Consider the following 14,968-nt stretch of genomic DNA (forward strand, 5'->3'; position numbering starts at 1 on the left):
GATCAACTTCCGAGGTGCCGGGCCGGACGACCCCGACGCGCCGAGCCGGACGGCTCCCGTGCCGGGCCGGGCGGCGACCGGGAACCGGCTGGTCAGCGGCGGCGACGTCGCCTTCTCTTGCGGGGGCGGATGACGCCGGGCATGCCCTCCGACGGCCAACCGTCCAGCTCGGATGGGGGCACACCGCGCCGGAGCATGTCGTCCAACAGCACGGCGAGCGAGTAGTGGGGGTGCAGGCTCAGCGTGCGCTCCAGTGCCACCGCCGCCAACGCCCCCTGCCCTGCGCGCCAGGCCGCGAACGCCAGCAACGCACCTGGGGCGGCGACCAACTCCGGCTCGGCTCGGCGCAGCACGTCGGTCCAGAGGGCGATGTCCCGGTCTCGGCCGTCGGTGCGTTCCCAGGCGTGATCCCGGACCGGCAGGTGGGTCATCAGCAGGCTCAGCCAGGCCACCTCGTCGTCGTCGAGCCGCTCACCGCGACGCTGTCGACGCTGGGCCTCGCGGACCGCTTCGAGCCCGGCGGTGCCCACCGCCCGACTGCCGAGCAGGTCACTCTCGGCCGCCTGTTTGAGCACCTCGGTCAGGCGCAGGCGGGCGCGGGCGGTGGCCGCACGCGCGGCGTCCCGGGCCGGCCCGTCCACAGGTGCCACCTGCGCCACCAGGGCGGCCCGGTCGGGGAGCGCGACCTGGCCGGCGAAGACCGCCGCGGCGGTCACCGGATTGGCGGCCGGGTCGTAGTGTCGGCCCTCGGGTGGGCAGCAGTCGGGCTCGGTGCAGAGGTAGGACCACCACCGGTCTCCGGTCACCCGCAGCGCGTCGAGCACCTCCGTCCCGCCGGCGCTCAGTGCGGCACGCACCGCGTCCACGGCCGGTGTCACCCGATCGGGTGGCCCGTAGCCGACCACGGTGGCGGCCTCCGCACCCTGCCGGCGGATCACTCCGGCCAGGTGCCGGGCCCGCTCGACCAGGTCGGTCGACGGGTCGGGCAGGTCCGCGCGGGCGGCGAAGATGATCTGCCGGCCGAGCATCGCGACCGCGACCACGCTGTCGGCGGGGTGGAAGCCGAGCAGGTACGGTACGGCGGCGATCAGGTCGGCGGGCGAGCGGACGGCGAGCTGGGGGCGGTCGGTCGAGGCCATGTCGGAAGCCTGCGGCGGGCCTGCCCGGCTCAACAGCCCCTGTGGATGACACGCGGTTTATCCACAGTTACGGAACGTGTTTCCGCTGCTCGCTGCGTTTCACGGGTGCCGAAAGAGGCCCGATGTCCTCGGGCGACACCGTGGTGTCACAGGAAGCGGTTACCGTGCGCTGATGGACCTGGCGTACCTGCGCGCGCACCCGGCACACCTGCCGACCTTCCGGACCCATCAGCGGATCCGGGAGACGCCGGTCGCCGGTGGGCACATCTGCGCCGCCGCCCGGCTCACCCTGGAGGACGGTCGCTCGGTCTTCGCCAAGTCCTGGCCCGAGGGGGCGGGCCAACCGGCCCCGGCGGGTTTCTTCGCCGCCGAGGCGGCCGGGTTGCGCTGGCTGCGGGAGGCCGGGGCGGTCGCCGTACCCGAGGTGATCGTGGCGTTGCCTGACCTGCTGGCGCTCGACTGGGTCGAGCCCGGCGAGCCGACGCCGGAGGCCGCGGCACGCTTCGGCCGGGAGTTGGCCGACCTGCACCGGGCGGGTTCAGCGACCTTCGGGGCGACCTGGCCGGGGTTCATCGGGTCGCTCCCCCAGGACAACACCCCCACCGACGGGCCGTGGTCGACGTGGTTCGCCGAGCGGCGCCTCCTCCCCTACCTGCGGCGCTCGGTCGACGGTGGCGCCCTGACCAGCGCCGACGCCCGGCTGGTCGAGCAGGTGATCGGTCGGCTCGGTGAGTTCGGCGGTGACGAGCCGCCCGCTCGCATCCACGGCGACCTGTGGCCGGGCAACGTGCTGTGGGGCGCCGACGACCGGGCCTGGCTGATCGACCCGGCCGCGCACGGCGGGCACCGGGAGACGGATCTGGCCCAGCTCGCGCTCTTCGGCGGCATCCCCCACCTGGGTCGGGTGCTGCCCGCCTACCGGGAGAGTTGGCCGTTGCCGGACGGCTGGCGCGACCGGGTGCCACTGCATCAACTGCATCTGCTGCTCGTGCACACCGCGCTCTTCGGTGGCGGTTACCGGGACGCGGTCCTTCAGGCCGCCCGCGCCGTCCCGGCCCGGGTCGAACGCGCTACGGTCGACAGGTGAGCGTCACCCCGGGGGCCGATGGCGTCCTCGTCGACCGGTACGGCCGCGTCGCCCGTGACCTGCGTGTGTCCCTCACCGACAAGTGCAACCTGCGCTGCACCTACTGCATGCCGGCGGAGGGGTTGCCCTGGCTGGCCGGCCCCGACCTACTGACCGACGAGGAGATCGTCCGGCTGGTCCGGGTGGCCGTCGAGCGGCTCGGTGTGACCGAGGTGCGGTTCACCGGCGGTGAGCCGCTGATCCGGCCCGGGCTGGTCGGCATCGTGAGCGCGGTTGCCGCGTTGCGGCCCCGCCCCCGGGTCTCGCTGACCACCAACGGCATCGGGCTGGACCGACTGGCTCCGGCGTTGCGTACGGCCGGCCTGGACCGGGTGAACGTCTCACTCGACACTCTGGACCCGGGCCGGTTCACCCAGCTCACCCGCCGCCCCCGCCTCGACGCGGTGCTGGCCGGGCTCGCCGGGGCGGCCGCCGCCGGGCTCAGCCCTGTAAAAATCAATTCTGTGCTGATGCGCGGTGTCAACGAGGACGAGGCGCCGGCCCTGCTCCGCTTCGCCGTCGAGCACGACTACCAACTGCGGATCATCGAGCAGATGCCGTTGGACGCCCAACACGGCTGGGACCGCGACACCATGGTCACCGCGGAGGAGATCCTGACCTCCCTGCGTACCGTCTTCGAGTTGAGCCCCGACCCCACCGAGCGCGGCGCGGCACCGGCGGAGACCTGGCTGGTCGACGGAGGTCCCGCCCGGGTCGGCGTGATCGCCAGCGTCACCCGACCGTTCTGCGGTGACTGCGACCGCACCCGGCTCACGGCGGACGGCCAGGTCCGTGCCTGTCTCTTCGCCACCGAGGAGTCCGACCTGCGCGCGGCGCTGCGCACCGGCGCGGACGACGACGAGTTGGCCCGACGCTGGCGCACCGCGATGTGGGGCAAGCGCGCCGGGCACGGCATCGACGACCCGACCTTCCTCCAGCCGACCCGGCCGATGTCCGCGATCGGGGGTTGAGGCGTGGCTCCGACACGATTGACCGTCCGCTACTTCGCGGGTGCCCGCGCCGCTGCCGGGCACGCCGAGGAGGTCCTGCCCGCCGGCCGGTCGCTGGACGACCTCACCGCCGAGCTGGTGCGGCGACACGGTGATCGACTCGCCGCCGTGCTGCGAGTGGCGAGTTTTCTGGTGGATGGCGTCACCTGTCATGATCGTGAAGCGCCCCTGCCGGCCGGGGCCACGATCGACGTTCTGCCCCCGTTCGCGGGCGGCTGAGGAGGCGCACATGTTGGCGGTTCTGGGGTTCGTGGCCGTCCTGGCGCTGACCACCGGTCTCATCCACCTCTACCTGTGGAAGCGACTCGTTCGGGACACCACAGGTCCGGGCCGCTGGCGGCGGGTCGGCGGGATCGCCGCACTGGTGCTGGCGCTGCTCGTGCCGGCCACCCTCATCGGGACGCAGGCCGGGCTCTACTGGCTCGCCTGGCCGGGCTACCTGTGGCTCGCCGTGATGTTCTACCTGCTCGTCGTGCTTGTCGTGCTCGAAGTGCCAATGCTCGTCACCCGGCTGGTGCTGCGCCGCCGGCTCGCCGCCGCCGAGCCGACCACCGCCGCACCCGAGCCGGTGCTCGTCCCCAGCGCCGAGCCGACCACCACCGCGCCGACCACCGCCGCACCCGAGCCGGTGCTGGTGGGCGCGGCCGGGCCGCCCGAGCCGCCGGCCGCCGGTGCCGTCACGGCCGCGGACCACGACCCGGGCCGCCGGCTGCTGCTGGCCCGTGGGGCGGCCATCTTCGCCGGTCTCACCGCCACCGGCATCACCGGGTACGGCGTTCGCACCGCCCTCGGCCCACCACGACTCGACCGGGTGCAGATCCCCCTCGCCAAGCTCCCCCGCAGCATGGACGGCCTGCGCATCGCGACCGTCTCGGACATCCACCTCGGCCCGTTGCGCGGCCGGGCGCACACCGAGCGGATCGTCGCCGCGATCAACCGGCTCGACGCCGATCTGGTCGCGGTGGTCGGAGACCTGGTCGACGGCTCGGTCGCCGAGCTCGGCTCGGCCGCCGCGCCCCTTCGCGACCTGCGCTCCCGCTACGGCAACTTCTTCGTCACCGGTAACCACGAGTACTACTCCGGCGTGGAGGAGTGGGTCCAGGAGGTCGACCGGCTCGGCCTGCGGGTGCTGCAGAACCAGCGGCAGGAGATCCGGGCCCGGGGCGGCGTGCTCGACCTGGCCGGCGTGAACGACCTGGACGCCACGGGCACCACCGGCCTCGCCGCCGGGCCCGACTTCGCCGCCGCCCTCGGTGACCGCGACCCGAGCCGTCCGGTGGTGCTGCTCGCCCATCAGCCGCTGGCGGCCGTCGAGGCGGCCCACTACGGCGTCGACCTGCAACTGTCCGGGCACACCCACGGTGGTCAGGTAGTGCCGTTCAACCTGGTCGTCCGGCTGGCGCAGCCGGTGGTCAGCGGCCTCGGCGAGGTCGACGGCACCAAGGTCTACGTGACGAACGGCGCCGGCTTCTGGGGGCCGCCGGTCCGGGTCGGTGCGGAGCCGCAGATCAGTCTTGTGGAGTTGCGCTCGGCATAGCGGACGTCACGTCCGCGCGTGGCGGCAGGCGGCCGGCGCGGCGGGCGTGACAGGATGCGGCGTGCCCCCGTTCAGTGCCGTACCCTCCGGTGGCCTCTCGCCATTCGTCGCGGACCTGCACATCCACTCGAAATACTCGCGCGCGTGCAGCCGTGACCTCACCCTGCCGACCCTCGGGTGGTGGGCGCGTCGCAAGGGCATCGGTCTGCTCGGCACCGGCGACTTCACCCACCCCGCCTGGTACGACCACCTGCGGGAGACCCTGCGTCCGGCGGAACCGGGGCTGTACCGGCTCGACGCCGAGGCGGAACGGGACATCGCCCGCCGGCTGCCGCCGCGACTCGCCTCGACGGCGGAGGCGGACCCGGTCCGGTTCATGCTGAGCGTGGAGATCTCCACGATCTACAAGCGGGACGACCGGACCCGCAAGGTGCATCACCTGGTCTACCTGCCGGATCTCGACGCGGTGGCCCGGTTCAACACCGCCCTCGGCCGGATCGGCAACCTCGGCTCGGACGGCCGGCCGATCCTCGGTCTGGACTCCCGCGACCTGCTGGAGATCACCCTGGAGGCCAGCCCGGACGGCTACCTGGTCCCGGCGCACATCTGGACGCCGTGGTTCTCCGCGCTGGGCTCGAAATCCGGCTTCGACGCGATCGCGGACTGCTACGCCGACCTTGCCGACCACATCTTCGCCGTGGAGACCGGCCTCTCCTCCGACCCGGCGATGAACTGGCGGGTCGGCAGCCTGGACGGCTACCAACTGGTCTCCAACTCGGACGCGCACTCGCCGCCGGCCCTGGGCCGGGAGGCGACAGTGCTGACCAGCGAACGGGACTACTTCGCCGTCCGGGAGGCGCTGCGGACCGGTGACGGTCTGGCCGGCACCATCGAGTTCTTCCCGGAGGAGGGCAAGTACCACGCGGACGGGCACCGGCTCTGCGGGGTCAACTGGTCCCCGGAGCGGACCCGGGCCGCCGGAGGGCGCTGCCCCGAGTGCGGCAAGCCACTCACCGTGGGCGTCCTCAGCCGGATCGAGGAGCTGGCCGACCGCCCGGCGGGGCACCGGCCGGCACAGGCTCGGGACGTCACCCACCTCGTCCCGCTGGCCGAGATCCTCGGCGAGATCAACAAGGTGGGCGCCCGGTCGAAGAAGGTCGAGGGGCGACTCAACGAGCTGGTCGCCGCGCTCGGCCCGGAGCTGGAAATCCTGACCACGACGCCGCTGGCCGACATCGCGCAGGCCGGCGGTGAGCTGCTCGCGGAGGGCATCGGTCGGCTGCGCCGAGGCGAGGTGCGTCGGGTGCCGGGCTACGACGGCGAGTACGGGGTGATCACGCTCTTCGACCCGGCGGAGGTGGGCGCCAGCTCCGGCGCGGCACAGGAGACGCTTTTCGACGTACCGGTGCCGGCGCAGCGTCGACCGGCGGAGCCGGCGGCCCGCCCGACGGCCAAGCGCCCGGCGGCGGCGAAGGCGGAGCCGAAGCGTAAGCCGGCCCCGGCTCCCGCACCGCCGATCGCGTCGCCGCCGTCCCCCCACGAGCCGTTCGAGCCGATGCTCTCCGGGATGGAGGAGGTCGGCACCGGCCTGCTGGACCGGCTGGACGCGATGCAGCGGGTGGCCGCCTCCGCACCCGGCGGGCCGCTGCTGATCGTGGCCGGGCCGGGCACCGGCAAGACCAGGACGCTCACGCACCGGATCGCGTACCTCTGCGCGGAGCTGAACGTCTTTCCCGAGCACTGCCTCGCGATCACGTTCACCCGTCGGGCCGCCGAGGAGCTGCGACACCGCCTCGACGGCCTGCTCGGCCCGGTCGCCGAGGACGTCACCGTGGGCACGTTCCACGCGCTGGGCCTGACCATCCTGCGCGAGAACGCCGACACGGCGGGCCTGCCCGCCGACTTCCGCATCGCCGACGACGCCGAGCGGGCGGCGGCCCGGTCCGAGGCCGGCGACGACGTCGCCAGCTATACGACGCTGCTGCGCAAGCAGGACCTGGTCGACCTGGACGAGCTGGTCACCCTGCCGGTGGAGCTGCTGCGGGCCGACCGGAAGCTGGTCGAGCGCTACCGGGACCGCTGGCGCTGGATCTTCGTCGACGAGTACCAGGACGTCGACGAGGTGCAGTACGAGCTGCTGCGGCTGCTCAGCCCGGCGGACGGCAACCTCTGCGCGATCGGCGACCCGGACCAGGCGATCTACTCGTTCCGGGGTGCCGACGTCGGCTACTTCCTGCGCTTCTCCGAGGACTTCACGGACGCCCGGTTGGTCCGGCTCAACCGCAACTACCGCTCGTCGGCGCCGATCCTGGCCGCCGCCGTGCAGGCCATCGCACCGTCCTCGCTGGTCCGTGGCCGGCGGCTGGATCCGGCCCGACTCGATCCGGAGGCCCCGCTGGTCGGGCACTACCCGGCGGCGTCGGTCGCGGAGGAGGCCGACTTCGTGGTGCGCACGGTCGACGAGCTGGTCGGCGGGCTGTCCCACCGTTCGCTGGACTCGGGCCGGATCGACGGCCGGTCCACCTCGCTGTCGTTCTCCGACATCGCCGTGCTGTACCGCACCGACGCGCAGGCCGCACCCATCGTCGACGCGCTGGCCCGTGCCAACATCCCGGTGCAGAAGCGGTCCCACGACCGGCTGCGGGACCGGCCCGGGGTGGCGGCCATCGCCCGCGAGTTGCGGCACGCGGACGGGTTGGCCGGCTCGCTGGCGGCCCGGGTCCGGTTGGCCGGCCAGGTGGTCGCCGAGCGGTTCGCGGTGCCCACCCTGGACGGCACCGGCACGGTACGCCCCGAGGCCGTCCGCTCGGCGGTGGACCTGCTGACCCCGCTGGCCCGGCGCTGCGGGGACGACCTGGAGGCGTTCCTGTCGCAACTGGCCACCGGCGCGGAGGTGGACGCGCTCGACCCGCGCGCGGAGGCGGTCACGCTGCTCACCCTGCACGCCGCGAAGGGCCTGGAGTTTCCGGTGGTCTTCCTGGTCGGTGTGGAGGACGGGTTGCTGCCGCTGCGGTGGCCGGGCTCGACGCCCGACGAGGACGCGGTCGCCGAGGAGCGCCGACTCTTCTTCGTCGGGTTGACCCGCGCCCAGGACCGGCTGTACGTCAGTCACGCCGCCCGCCGCACCCGGCACGGCGCGGAACGAGACTGTGCCCCGTCACCGTTCCTGGGCGTGATCGATCCGGGCCTGTTCGAGCGGTTCGGCGAGGCCGAGCCGCGCCGTCCGAAGGACCGCCAGCTCCGGTTGATCTGAGCGGCCCGCGGCCCGCGGCCCGTGTGCCGACGGCGTGGCCCTCCGGGCCGAACGACCGCACGTCATCCGGCGAGGGTCAGCCGACGAGCATGCCGAGCCACGCGCCGGCGAGCAGCGCCGGCCCGAGCGGCAGCAGGGTGTCCCGACGTACCCGCCCTGCGACGAGCAGGCCCAGGACCAGCCCGCCGTGCAGCACGTGTGGCAGGAGCAGCCCGGCGAGCAGCGCGTCCCGACCCAGCCAGCCGAGTGGCAGCCCGAGGACGGCGGCGAGTTTCACGTCTCCGAAGCCCAACCGGGATCCCGGCAGCAGGGCCAGCAGCGCGTGTGCTGCGCCGGCGACCGCCGCGCCGGCCAGCGCACCGACCAGCCGCCCGGGCGTGCCGGCCAGCAGCGCCGCCGCGGTCAGACCACCGAGGGCCAGCGTGCCGGCGACGCCGACGAGCGGGTCGGGCAGCCGCAGGCAGACCAGGTCGACAGCGGCCAGCACCAGCCCGACCGCCGCCACCGCGAGCAGGACCGGCAGCGCCGGGTCGCCACGCTGTGCGACGGCAAGCCCCACGAACACCACCACCGCCAGCGGCGGACCGAGCCAGACCCACGGACCACGCCGAGGCCGCGGCCGGGTCGGCAGGGTGGTGAAGCGCCGGGCCAGCCAGGGTACGACGACACCGACCAACCCACCGAGCACCGCCACCCCCAACAGCGTGGCGGCCGACATGGACCGGACGTTACCGGCGGTCGCCCGTCCACACGGTCCCCGATCGCGGGTTCCCGCCGATCCCGCTCGGTGGAGATGAGCTCACCAGTGGACCACGCTACGGTGGCGTCGGAGTCGGCGTCGCGTATCGGTGATCGCACTCCCACCACTCGTGCAGGAGGGCGGCATGACGAACTACGGACCACCCGGGGGCGGCTACCCGGGACCGTGGCGGGGACAGCGACCGGACGAGACGCCCGACCCGCCGGCACAGCAGCCCTATCCGCCAGCGCAACAGCCGTACCCACCGGCACCGCAGCCCCACCCCCCGGCGCGGCAGCAGTATCCGCCGACGCACCAGCCCGGCCCGTCGCCGCAACAGTCCTACCCGCCGGCACCGCAGCCGTATCCACCGGCGCAGCAGCAGTATCCGCCGGCGCAGCAGTCCTACCCGCCGGCGCACCAGCCCTATTCACCGGCGGCCCCGCCGTACCCGCAGGCACCCCAGGGACCATCCGCGCCCTACGGCGGCGACCCCACACCGGCACCGCGCCGACGCGGCCGGGGGCTGCTGATCGCGCTGCTGGCCGTCGTGCTGCTGGTGGCAGCCGTCGGCGGTGTGTTCTGGCTCCGACGCGGGCAGGACGACCCGGCTCCGGTGGCCGCGCCAACCGACTCGCCCGCCACCGCCGAACCCAGCGCGGACGCCGACGCGACCGAGCCCGTACCGAGCGCCGCGGCCCCGGAGTCGTCGGCCGATCCTCGGTTCGCCAAGGTTGGCCAGTGCGTCCGCAATGACGCCGCCGCGGGCGCCAAGCCCAAACTGTTGATCAGCGAGTGCGTTGCGAAGTCGTACGAGGTGTTGAGTCGGATCGACGGTGCGACAAGCGGTGAGCGCGATGCCGAGACCAAGTGCGGCAAGGTCCAGGGTTACACCAACTGGTACTTCTTCGACAGCGAGCTGGACACTCTCGACTTCGTCCTCTGTCTCAAGCAACGCTGAGACCACCCACCCCCAGGGATGACATGACGACCTACGGACCAGCGGGCCCCGAGCAGCCGGACGACCCGCACCATCGCCCGCCCGCCGAGGATCCGACCAGGCAGCAGTGGGGCCCGCCGCCACCCGACGCGGAGCCGCCAACCGCACCGATGTGGGCGCCGCCGCCGGTCTCCGGCCCGGGTCACCCGCCGGCCTCAGACCCGGGTTACCCGCCCGCCTCAGACCCGGGATACCCGCCGGTCCCGGGGCCGGGTTACCCGCCGCCCTCAGGGCCGGGTTACCCACCAGCCTCGGGCCCGGGCTATCCGCCGCCCTCAGGGCCGGGTTACCCACCGCCCGGGCCGTTTCCGCCGGCCGGACCGGTGCCGGGTCAGCCGCCCGCACCGTGGGGGCAGCCGCCGCCCGGCGGCTACGGCATGCCGCCCGTCGCGCCGGTGAAGAGGACCGGCCGCAAAGTCGCCCTCATCATCGCGCTGGTGGTGGTGCTCCTGCTCTGCCCGTGCCTGGGCCTGGCCGGTTGGGCGATCTGGAGGGTCGCCGACGCCGGCAACGACGGCCGTACGCCGTCGACGAGCGCCCCGGTCGTCCCGCCGGTCCTGCCCAGCGACGTGCCGAGTTCGGCCCCGCCGACGCCGGACGAGGACGAGGACGAGTTCGCCACGGGCGACTGCCTGGTGAACGAGGGCACCGAGGACGCCGCGGAGCTGCGCAAGGTGCCGTGCGGGCCGAACACCTACCAGGTGCTGCTGCGGATCCCGGCGACCACCGACTCGGCCCGGTGTGACGCGCTGCCACCCCCGATAAGCGCGACCTACGTGCACGACAACGCCGTGGACCTGCTCGACTACGTGCTCTGTCTGCGGAAGCGGTAGCTCCGATTGCCAAAACTAGGGCTGTCTAGCGTGGACGCTAGACAGCCCTAGTTTCTTGTCGACGGTTCCTTGACCTCGTCGACGGCCCCGACACGCCGATAGCCCCATCTATCCGTGTCTAGGCTCGCAGCTAGACGGCCCGATATTCTGCGATGCGTGGATCCGGTCCGCAATCCGTACGCGCCGGGCGCCGGCCAGCGCCCGCCCGAGCTCGCCGGGCGGGGGCGGGAGCTGGACGTCTTCGACATCGTGCTCGAACGCATCGCACGAGGGCGACCCGAACGCAGCCTGATGCTCACCGGCCTGCGGGGCGTCGGCAAGACGGTCCTGCTCAACACCCTCCGATCGCAGGCAATCAACCGGCTCTGGGGCAGCGGCAAGATCGAGGCTCGCCCGGACCAGTCGTTGCGTCGTCCGATCGCCGCCGCGCTGCACATGGCGGTCCGGGAGCTCGCCCCCCGACACCGCGCGCCCGACCGGATCGACGCGTTTCTCGGCGTTCTCAAGGCGTTCGCCCAGCGGTCCGCCCCGACCGGCCGGGCCGGTGCCGCGCCGAAGCTGCGCGACAGGTGGCAGCCCGGCATCGACGTGCCGGCGGCCAGCGGCCGGGCCGACTCCGGCGACATCGAGATCGACCTGGTCGAGTTGCTCAGTGACGCCGCAGCGGTGGCCAGTGATGTCGGCACCGGCATCGCCATCTTCATCGACGAGATGCAGGATCTCGGCCCGGAGGACGTGTCGGCGCTCTGCGCGGCCTGCCACGAGCTGTCCCAGCTCGGCGCGCCGCTCATCGTCGTCGGCGCCGGCCTTCCGCACCTGCCGGCGGTGCTGAGCGCGGCCAAGTCGTACTCCGAACGGCTGTTCCGCTACCAACGCATCGACCGGCTGGACCGGATCGCCGCCGACCAGGCGCTCTGCGCGCCGGCCGAGCGCGAGGAGGTCGAGTACGAGCAGAAGGCACTCGACCTGCTCTACGAGAAGTCCGGCGGCTATCCCTACTTCGTCCAGGCGTACGGCAAGGCGACCTGGGACCACGCGCCGCGCTCGCCGATCACCGCGGCGGACGTGCGTGTCGCCGCGCCCGAGGCGGAGGCCGAGCTGGCGGTCGGGTTCTTCGGCTCCCGCTTCGAGCGAGCCACGCCCGCCGAGCGCGAGTACATGCGGGCGATGGCCATGATGTCCGCGGTCGAGGGGGAGCCGGGGGAGGTGACCCGAGACGACATGGATGCCGCGGTGCCCACCGCGGAGATCGCCCGCGCTCTCGGCCGCAAGCCCGCCAGCCTCTCCCCGGCACGGGACGCACTGATCAAGAAGGGCCTGATCTACTCCGGCGAGCGGGGCACCGTCGCCTTCACGGTCCCGCACTTCGGCAGGTACCTGCGCACCCAGCCGGCCTGACCACCGACCGGGGTGTCGACGCGGTCAGACCTTCGACCAGGGGGCCGGAAAGAGCACCTCGCCGCGGGGCGGGGGCTCTTCCTCGCTTGTCGACGGCGGCAGCACCAACGCCTGCCAGGGCTCCCCGAGACCCGCCCACGGGCCAGTCAGGCCCAGCTCGGTCGCGGGGCCGAAACCGAACCGGCGGTAGAAGGCCGGGTCACCGAGGACCACGACCAGCCGCTCACCCAGCTCGGTGGAGGCGTCCAGGGCCGCCTGCACCACCGCCGTGCCGTGCCCGACGCGCTGTCGGTGCGGCGCGACCGCCACCGGACCGAGCGCCAGGGCGGGCACGTCCGACCCCCGCTCGGGCCGCAGCCGCACCCGGGTGAGCAGCGCGTACCCGACCACCTCACCGCCGTACTCGGCGACCATCGCCAACTCCGGCAGCCAGGCGGCGGTGCCGCGCAACTCGTCGACCAGGCTCACCTCGGGCGGCGTCGCCACGTCCGGGCGGGCGAAGGCGGTGGCCAGCACGCGGCGTACCGGACCGGCGTCGGCCGCGTCCTCGGGGCGTAGCCGCAGCGTGGTCACCCGCGCGACGTTACCCGCCGAGGCCCGTCCATCCGTGACTGTCGTTCGAATCGGCGTGGCGCGCGTGTGCGAAGACCGATCCGGATCCGCCGGTTGCCGGGGTAGCAAACGCCGCGACGGGGTATGACTGATCCATGACGCCCGTACGCTCCCTCGCCCGCGCCATGCTGAGCGGCATCTTCGTGGTCAGCGGGTATCGCAACTTCCGCAACCCCGGCCGGCTCGCCGTGGCGGCCAAACCGGTGACCGACAGGGTCGCACCGATGCTGAAGAAGGCACACCCGAGCATTCCCACCGAGACCGAGGCGTTGATCCGGATCAACGCGGCGGTTCAGGTCGGCGCGGGGCTGATGCTGGCCACCGGGCGGTTCAGCCGGCCGGCGGCGCTGGTCCTGGCCGGCACGCTGGTGCCGGTGACCATCGCCGGTCATCCCTTCTGGAACAACGACGACCCGACCGCCAAGAACAACAACGAGATCCACGCGCTGAAGAACCTCGGGCTCTTCGGCGGTCTGCTGTTCGCCGCGGCCGACACCGGCGGCAAGCCGGGTCTGCGGTGGCGCGCCGGTCATCGCATCGACCACTCTCGACGTTCCGTGCAGCGCGCCGTCCGCACCGCCCGACGCGAGGCCAGGATCGCCGCCCGGTCCGCGTCCACCGCACGTCGACTGCCCGGCTGACCTGCGTCGATGCCTCGCTGTGCCACCCCCACCCCCCCGCTAAGGCCGCGAATTACCTGAACCACCCGGTAGGCGTTAACGCGGTGGAAATGTCAAAAACATGTGTGGGATCGGACACGGTCGCATAACGCGGGAGGCAGTTACGTGAGGCGCCGTTCTAGGCTCCCTGCAGGACCTGGACGGGTAGGACGACCTTGGTACGGGGGTGGCCACGCCATGCCGACGGCTGTCGGTAGTCGGGCGGACCGCCTCGCCCCAATCCGACGCTTAACGCGTCTCCAACGCGTCACGCGTCGGATCGATCGCAAGAACGTCGTACGGGGCGCCATCGTCGCCGCCGTCGCCTACGCCGCATGGCTCGCCATCGGCGCCTTCGGGCGGCCGTACAACTTCTTCGACATGAAGATCTACCACGGTGCCGTGGTGTGGTGGGCGAGCGGTCACGAGCTCTACGAGTTCATCGCGCCCGGGACCACCCTCGGCTTCACCTACCCGCCGTTCGGTGGGCTGGTCATGCTGCCCATGGCCCAGCTACCGATCTTCGCGGCCGGCATGGTCAACGCCGTCGCCAGCATCGCCGCGCTGGCGCTGGTGCTGGCCGGGCTGCTCCGCCCCATCGTGGACCGGCTGGGGTGGCCACTGTGGTTCACCGTGGCCGTGGCGGTGCCGCTCGCGATCGCCATCGAGCCAGGTCGGGAGACTCTCGGCTACGGCCAGGTCAACATCCTGCTGTTCGCGTTGATCATGGCTGACCTGATCGGCCTTCGCTGGCGCTCCCGCCGCGGCACCCACTACGCCGCGACGGACGGCCCCCTGCTGCGCTTCCTCTACGGCGGGGCCTGGGCCGGCGCCGGCATCGGCCTGGCCACCGCGGTCAAGCTCACCCCGGCACTCTTCATCCTCTACCTGCTGATCACCCGCCAGTGGCGAGTGGCGGCCACCGCCATCGGCACCACGATCGGCGTGACGGTGGCGACCTTCGCGATCGTCGGTGACGAGTCGCGGACGTACTTCGGCAGCGTGCTCTGGCAGACCGAACGGGTCGGCGCGGCGGACATGACGCCGAACCAGTCGCTGGCCGGCCTCCTCGCCCGCCTGTACGACTCGATCGAGACCCCGGGGCTGCTCTGGCTCGCCTTCTCGGTGCTGATCCTGGCGCTGGGCCTGTCCCGGGCGGCCAGTTCCCGCGCCGACGGTGACGAGCTGACCGCGTTCACACTTGTCGGTCTCACCGCGAACGTGATCAGCCCGATCTCCTGGACGCACCACCTGGTCTGGGTGATCCCGGCGATCATCGTGCTGGCCGACGCCGCCGTACGCCGCCGGGAGGCGACCCGGGCGATGCCACAGCGCACCGGCCAGGGCCCGGTGTTCGGCGGGTTGCCCGGGGTCAACGGGCTCCGCCCGCCGATCTGGTATCCCACGCTGACCGGGCTCCGGCACGGTGCCGCGGCGATCGGGCTCTACCTGCTCTTCCTGATCTCCCCGATCTGGCCGTACGAGCACCAACTGCCGGAGATGTCGCACTACCAGGACGGTCTCTTCGGGGCCCTGATGGAAAACTCGCTCGCACTCGCACTGATCGTGCTGGTCGCCGCGCTGCCGTGGCGTCCGGGTGCGGAGCCGGCGTTCTACGGTGACCGGCTCCCCCGGGCAGTGCTGGTCAACGGCCGCCGCTGA

The 14,968-nt window shown here is 72.9% G+C and carries 12 protein-coding genes and 1 pseudogene; 10 read left to right on the forward strand and 3 right to left on the reverse strand.

The genetic code is table 11. The features are described 5' to 3' along the window. Positions 1 to 92: 92 nt before the first annotated feature. Positions 93 to 1,139, reverse strand: a complete 1,047-nt coding sequence (locus tag AB0B57_RS06790; RefSeq protein ID WP_357065994.1) for a DUF4192 domain-containing protein — start codon at positions 1,137 to 1,139, stop codon at positions 93 to 95. 172 nt (positions 1,140 to 1,311) lie between these two features. Between AB0B57_RS06790 and AB0B57_RS06795 the strand changes: the two genes are divergently transcribed. The 5 genes from AB0B57_RS06795 (at position 1,312) to AB0B57_RS06815 (ending at position 8,065) form a co-directional block, all read left to right on the forward strand. Next, positions 1,312 to 2,226, forward strand: a complete 915-nt coding sequence (locus tag AB0B57_RS06795) for a fructosamine kinase family protein (protein WP_357065997.1) — start codon at positions 1,312 to 1,314, stop codon at positions 2,224 to 2,226. After that, entirely contained in the window at positions 2,223 to 3,236 is a 1,014-nt protein-coding gene (gene moaA / locus AB0B57_RS06800) for a GTP 3',8-cyclase MoaA (protein ID WP_357066000.1), read from the forward strand. Before AB0B57_RS06795 ends, moaA begins: the two co-directional genes overlap by 4 nt. A 3-nt stretch (positions 3,237 to 3,239) precedes the next feature. Next, positions 3,240 to 3,494, forward strand: coding sequence for a MoaD/ThiS family protein (locus AB0B57_RS06805; RefSeq protein WP_357066003.1), 255 nt, complete (start codon positions 3,240 to 3,242; stop codon positions 3,492 to 3,494). Positions 3,495 to 3,504: 10 nt separating this feature from the next. Beyond that, the gene (locus tag AB0B57_RS06810) at positions 3,505 to 4,812 is read left to right on the forward strand and encodes a metallophosphoesterase (RefSeq protein WP_357066006.1); all 1,308 of its coding nucleotides are present in this window, start codon (positions 3,505 to 3,507) and stop codon (positions 4,810 to 4,812) included. A gap of 61 nt (positions 4,813 to 4,873) precedes the next feature. Beyond that, positions 4,874 to 8,065: a UvrD-helicase domain-containing protein gene (locus AB0B57_RS06815; RefSeq protein ID WP_357066010.1), complete on the forward strand. Its 3,192-nt coding sequence runs from the start codon at positions 4,874 to 4,876 to the stop codon at positions 8,063 to 8,065. Positions 8,066 to 8,141: 76 nt separating this feature from the next. Here the strand turns inward: AB0B57_RS06815 and AB0B57_RS06820 are convergent, their stop codons facing one another. After that, entirely contained in the window at positions 8,142 to 8,783 is a 642-nt protein-coding gene (locus AB0B57_RS06820; protein ID WP_357066012.1) for a prepilin peptidase, read from the reverse strand. 490 nt (positions 8,784 to 9,273) lie between these two features. Between AB0B57_RS06820 and AB0B57_RS06825 the strand changes: the two are divergent. The 3 genes and pseudogenes from AB0B57_RS06825 to AB0B57_RS06835 all read left to right on the forward strand — a co-directional run. Beyond that, positions 9,274 to 9,765 (forward strand): annotated as a pseudogene (locus tag AB0B57_RS06825) (hypothetical protein); the annotation flags it as partial. 416 nt (positions 9,766 to 10,181) lie between these two features. Then, a complete protein-coding gene (locus tag AB0B57_RS06830) occupies positions 10,182 to 10,637 on the forward strand; it encodes a hypothetical protein (RefSeq protein WP_357066537.1) in 456 nt (151 codons plus the stop codon). A gap of 156 nt (positions 10,638 to 10,793) precedes the next feature. Beyond that, positions 10,794 to 12,035, forward strand: a complete 1,242-nt coding sequence (locus AB0B57_RS06835) for an ATP-binding protein (protein WP_357066015.1) — start codon at positions 10,794 to 10,796, stop codon at positions 12,033 to 12,035. A gap of 24 nt (positions 12,036 to 12,059) precedes the next feature. On the opposite strand, the gene AB0B57_RS06840 is transcribed toward AB0B57_RS06835, so the two are convergent. After that, positions 12,060 to 12,608 (reverse strand): N-acetyltransferase, encoded by a 549-nt coding sequence (locus AB0B57_RS06840; protein ID WP_357066019.1) that lies wholly within the window; start codon positions 12,606 to 12,608, stop codon positions 12,060 to 12,062. Between the two features lie 134 nt (positions 12,609 to 12,742). Between AB0B57_RS06840 and AB0B57_RS06845 the strand changes: the two genes are divergently transcribed. Together AB0B57_RS06845 and AB0B57_RS06850 are read left to right on the forward strand one after the other, a co-directional pair. Further along, the gene (locus tag AB0B57_RS06845) at positions 12,743 to 13,288 is read left to right on the forward strand and encodes a DoxX family protein (protein ID WP_357066021.1); all 546 of its coding nucleotides are present in this window, start codon (positions 12,743 to 12,745) and stop codon (positions 13,286 to 13,288) included. 216 nt (positions 13,289 to 13,504) lie between these two features. Then, complete coding sequence (locus AB0B57_RS06850; protein WP_357066025.1) at positions 13,505 to 14,968, forward strand: glycosyltransferase 87 family protein; 1,464 nt, start codon at positions 13,505 to 13,507, stop codon at positions 14,966 to 14,968.

The sequence above is a fragment of the Micromonospora sp. NPDC049101 genome (genome assembly GCF_040648675.1).
Classification (GTDB): Bacteria; Actinomycetota; Actinomycetes; order Mycobacteriales; family Micromonosporaceae; genus Micromonospora.

Excerpts from the sequence above, each read along its gene's own strand:
- AB0B57_RS06845 (WP_357066021.1), top strand. The coding sequence starts at position 12,743 with ATGACGCCCGTACGCTCCCTCGCCCGCGCCATGCTGAGCGGCATCTTC.
- AB0B57_RS06830 (WP_357066537.1), top strand. The coding sequence starts at position 10,182 with ATGCCGCCCGTCGCGCCGGTGAAGAGGACCGGCCGCAAAGTCGCCCTC.
- AB0B57_RS06795 (WP_357065997.1), top strand. The coding sequence starts at position 1,312 with ATGGACCTGGCGTACCTGCGCGCGCACCCGGCACACCTGCCGACCTTC.
- AB0B57_RS06850 (WP_357066025.1), top strand. The coding sequence starts at position 13,505 with ATGCCGACGGCTGTCGGTAGTCGGGCGGACCGCCTCGCCCCAATCCGA.
- AB0B57_RS06810 (WP_357066006.1), top strand. The coding sequence starts at position 3,505 with ATGTTGGCGGTTCTGGGGTTCGTGGCCGTCCTGGCGCTGACCACCGGT.
- AB0B57_RS06820 (WP_357066012.1), bottom strand. The coding sequence starts at position 8,783 with ATGTCGGCCGCCACGCTGTTGGGGGTGGCGGTGCTCGGTGGGTTGGTC.
- AB0B57_RS06790 (WP_357065994.1), bottom strand. The coding sequence starts at position 1,139 with ATGGCCTCGACCGACCGCCCCCAGCTCGCCGTCCGCTCGCCCGCCGAC.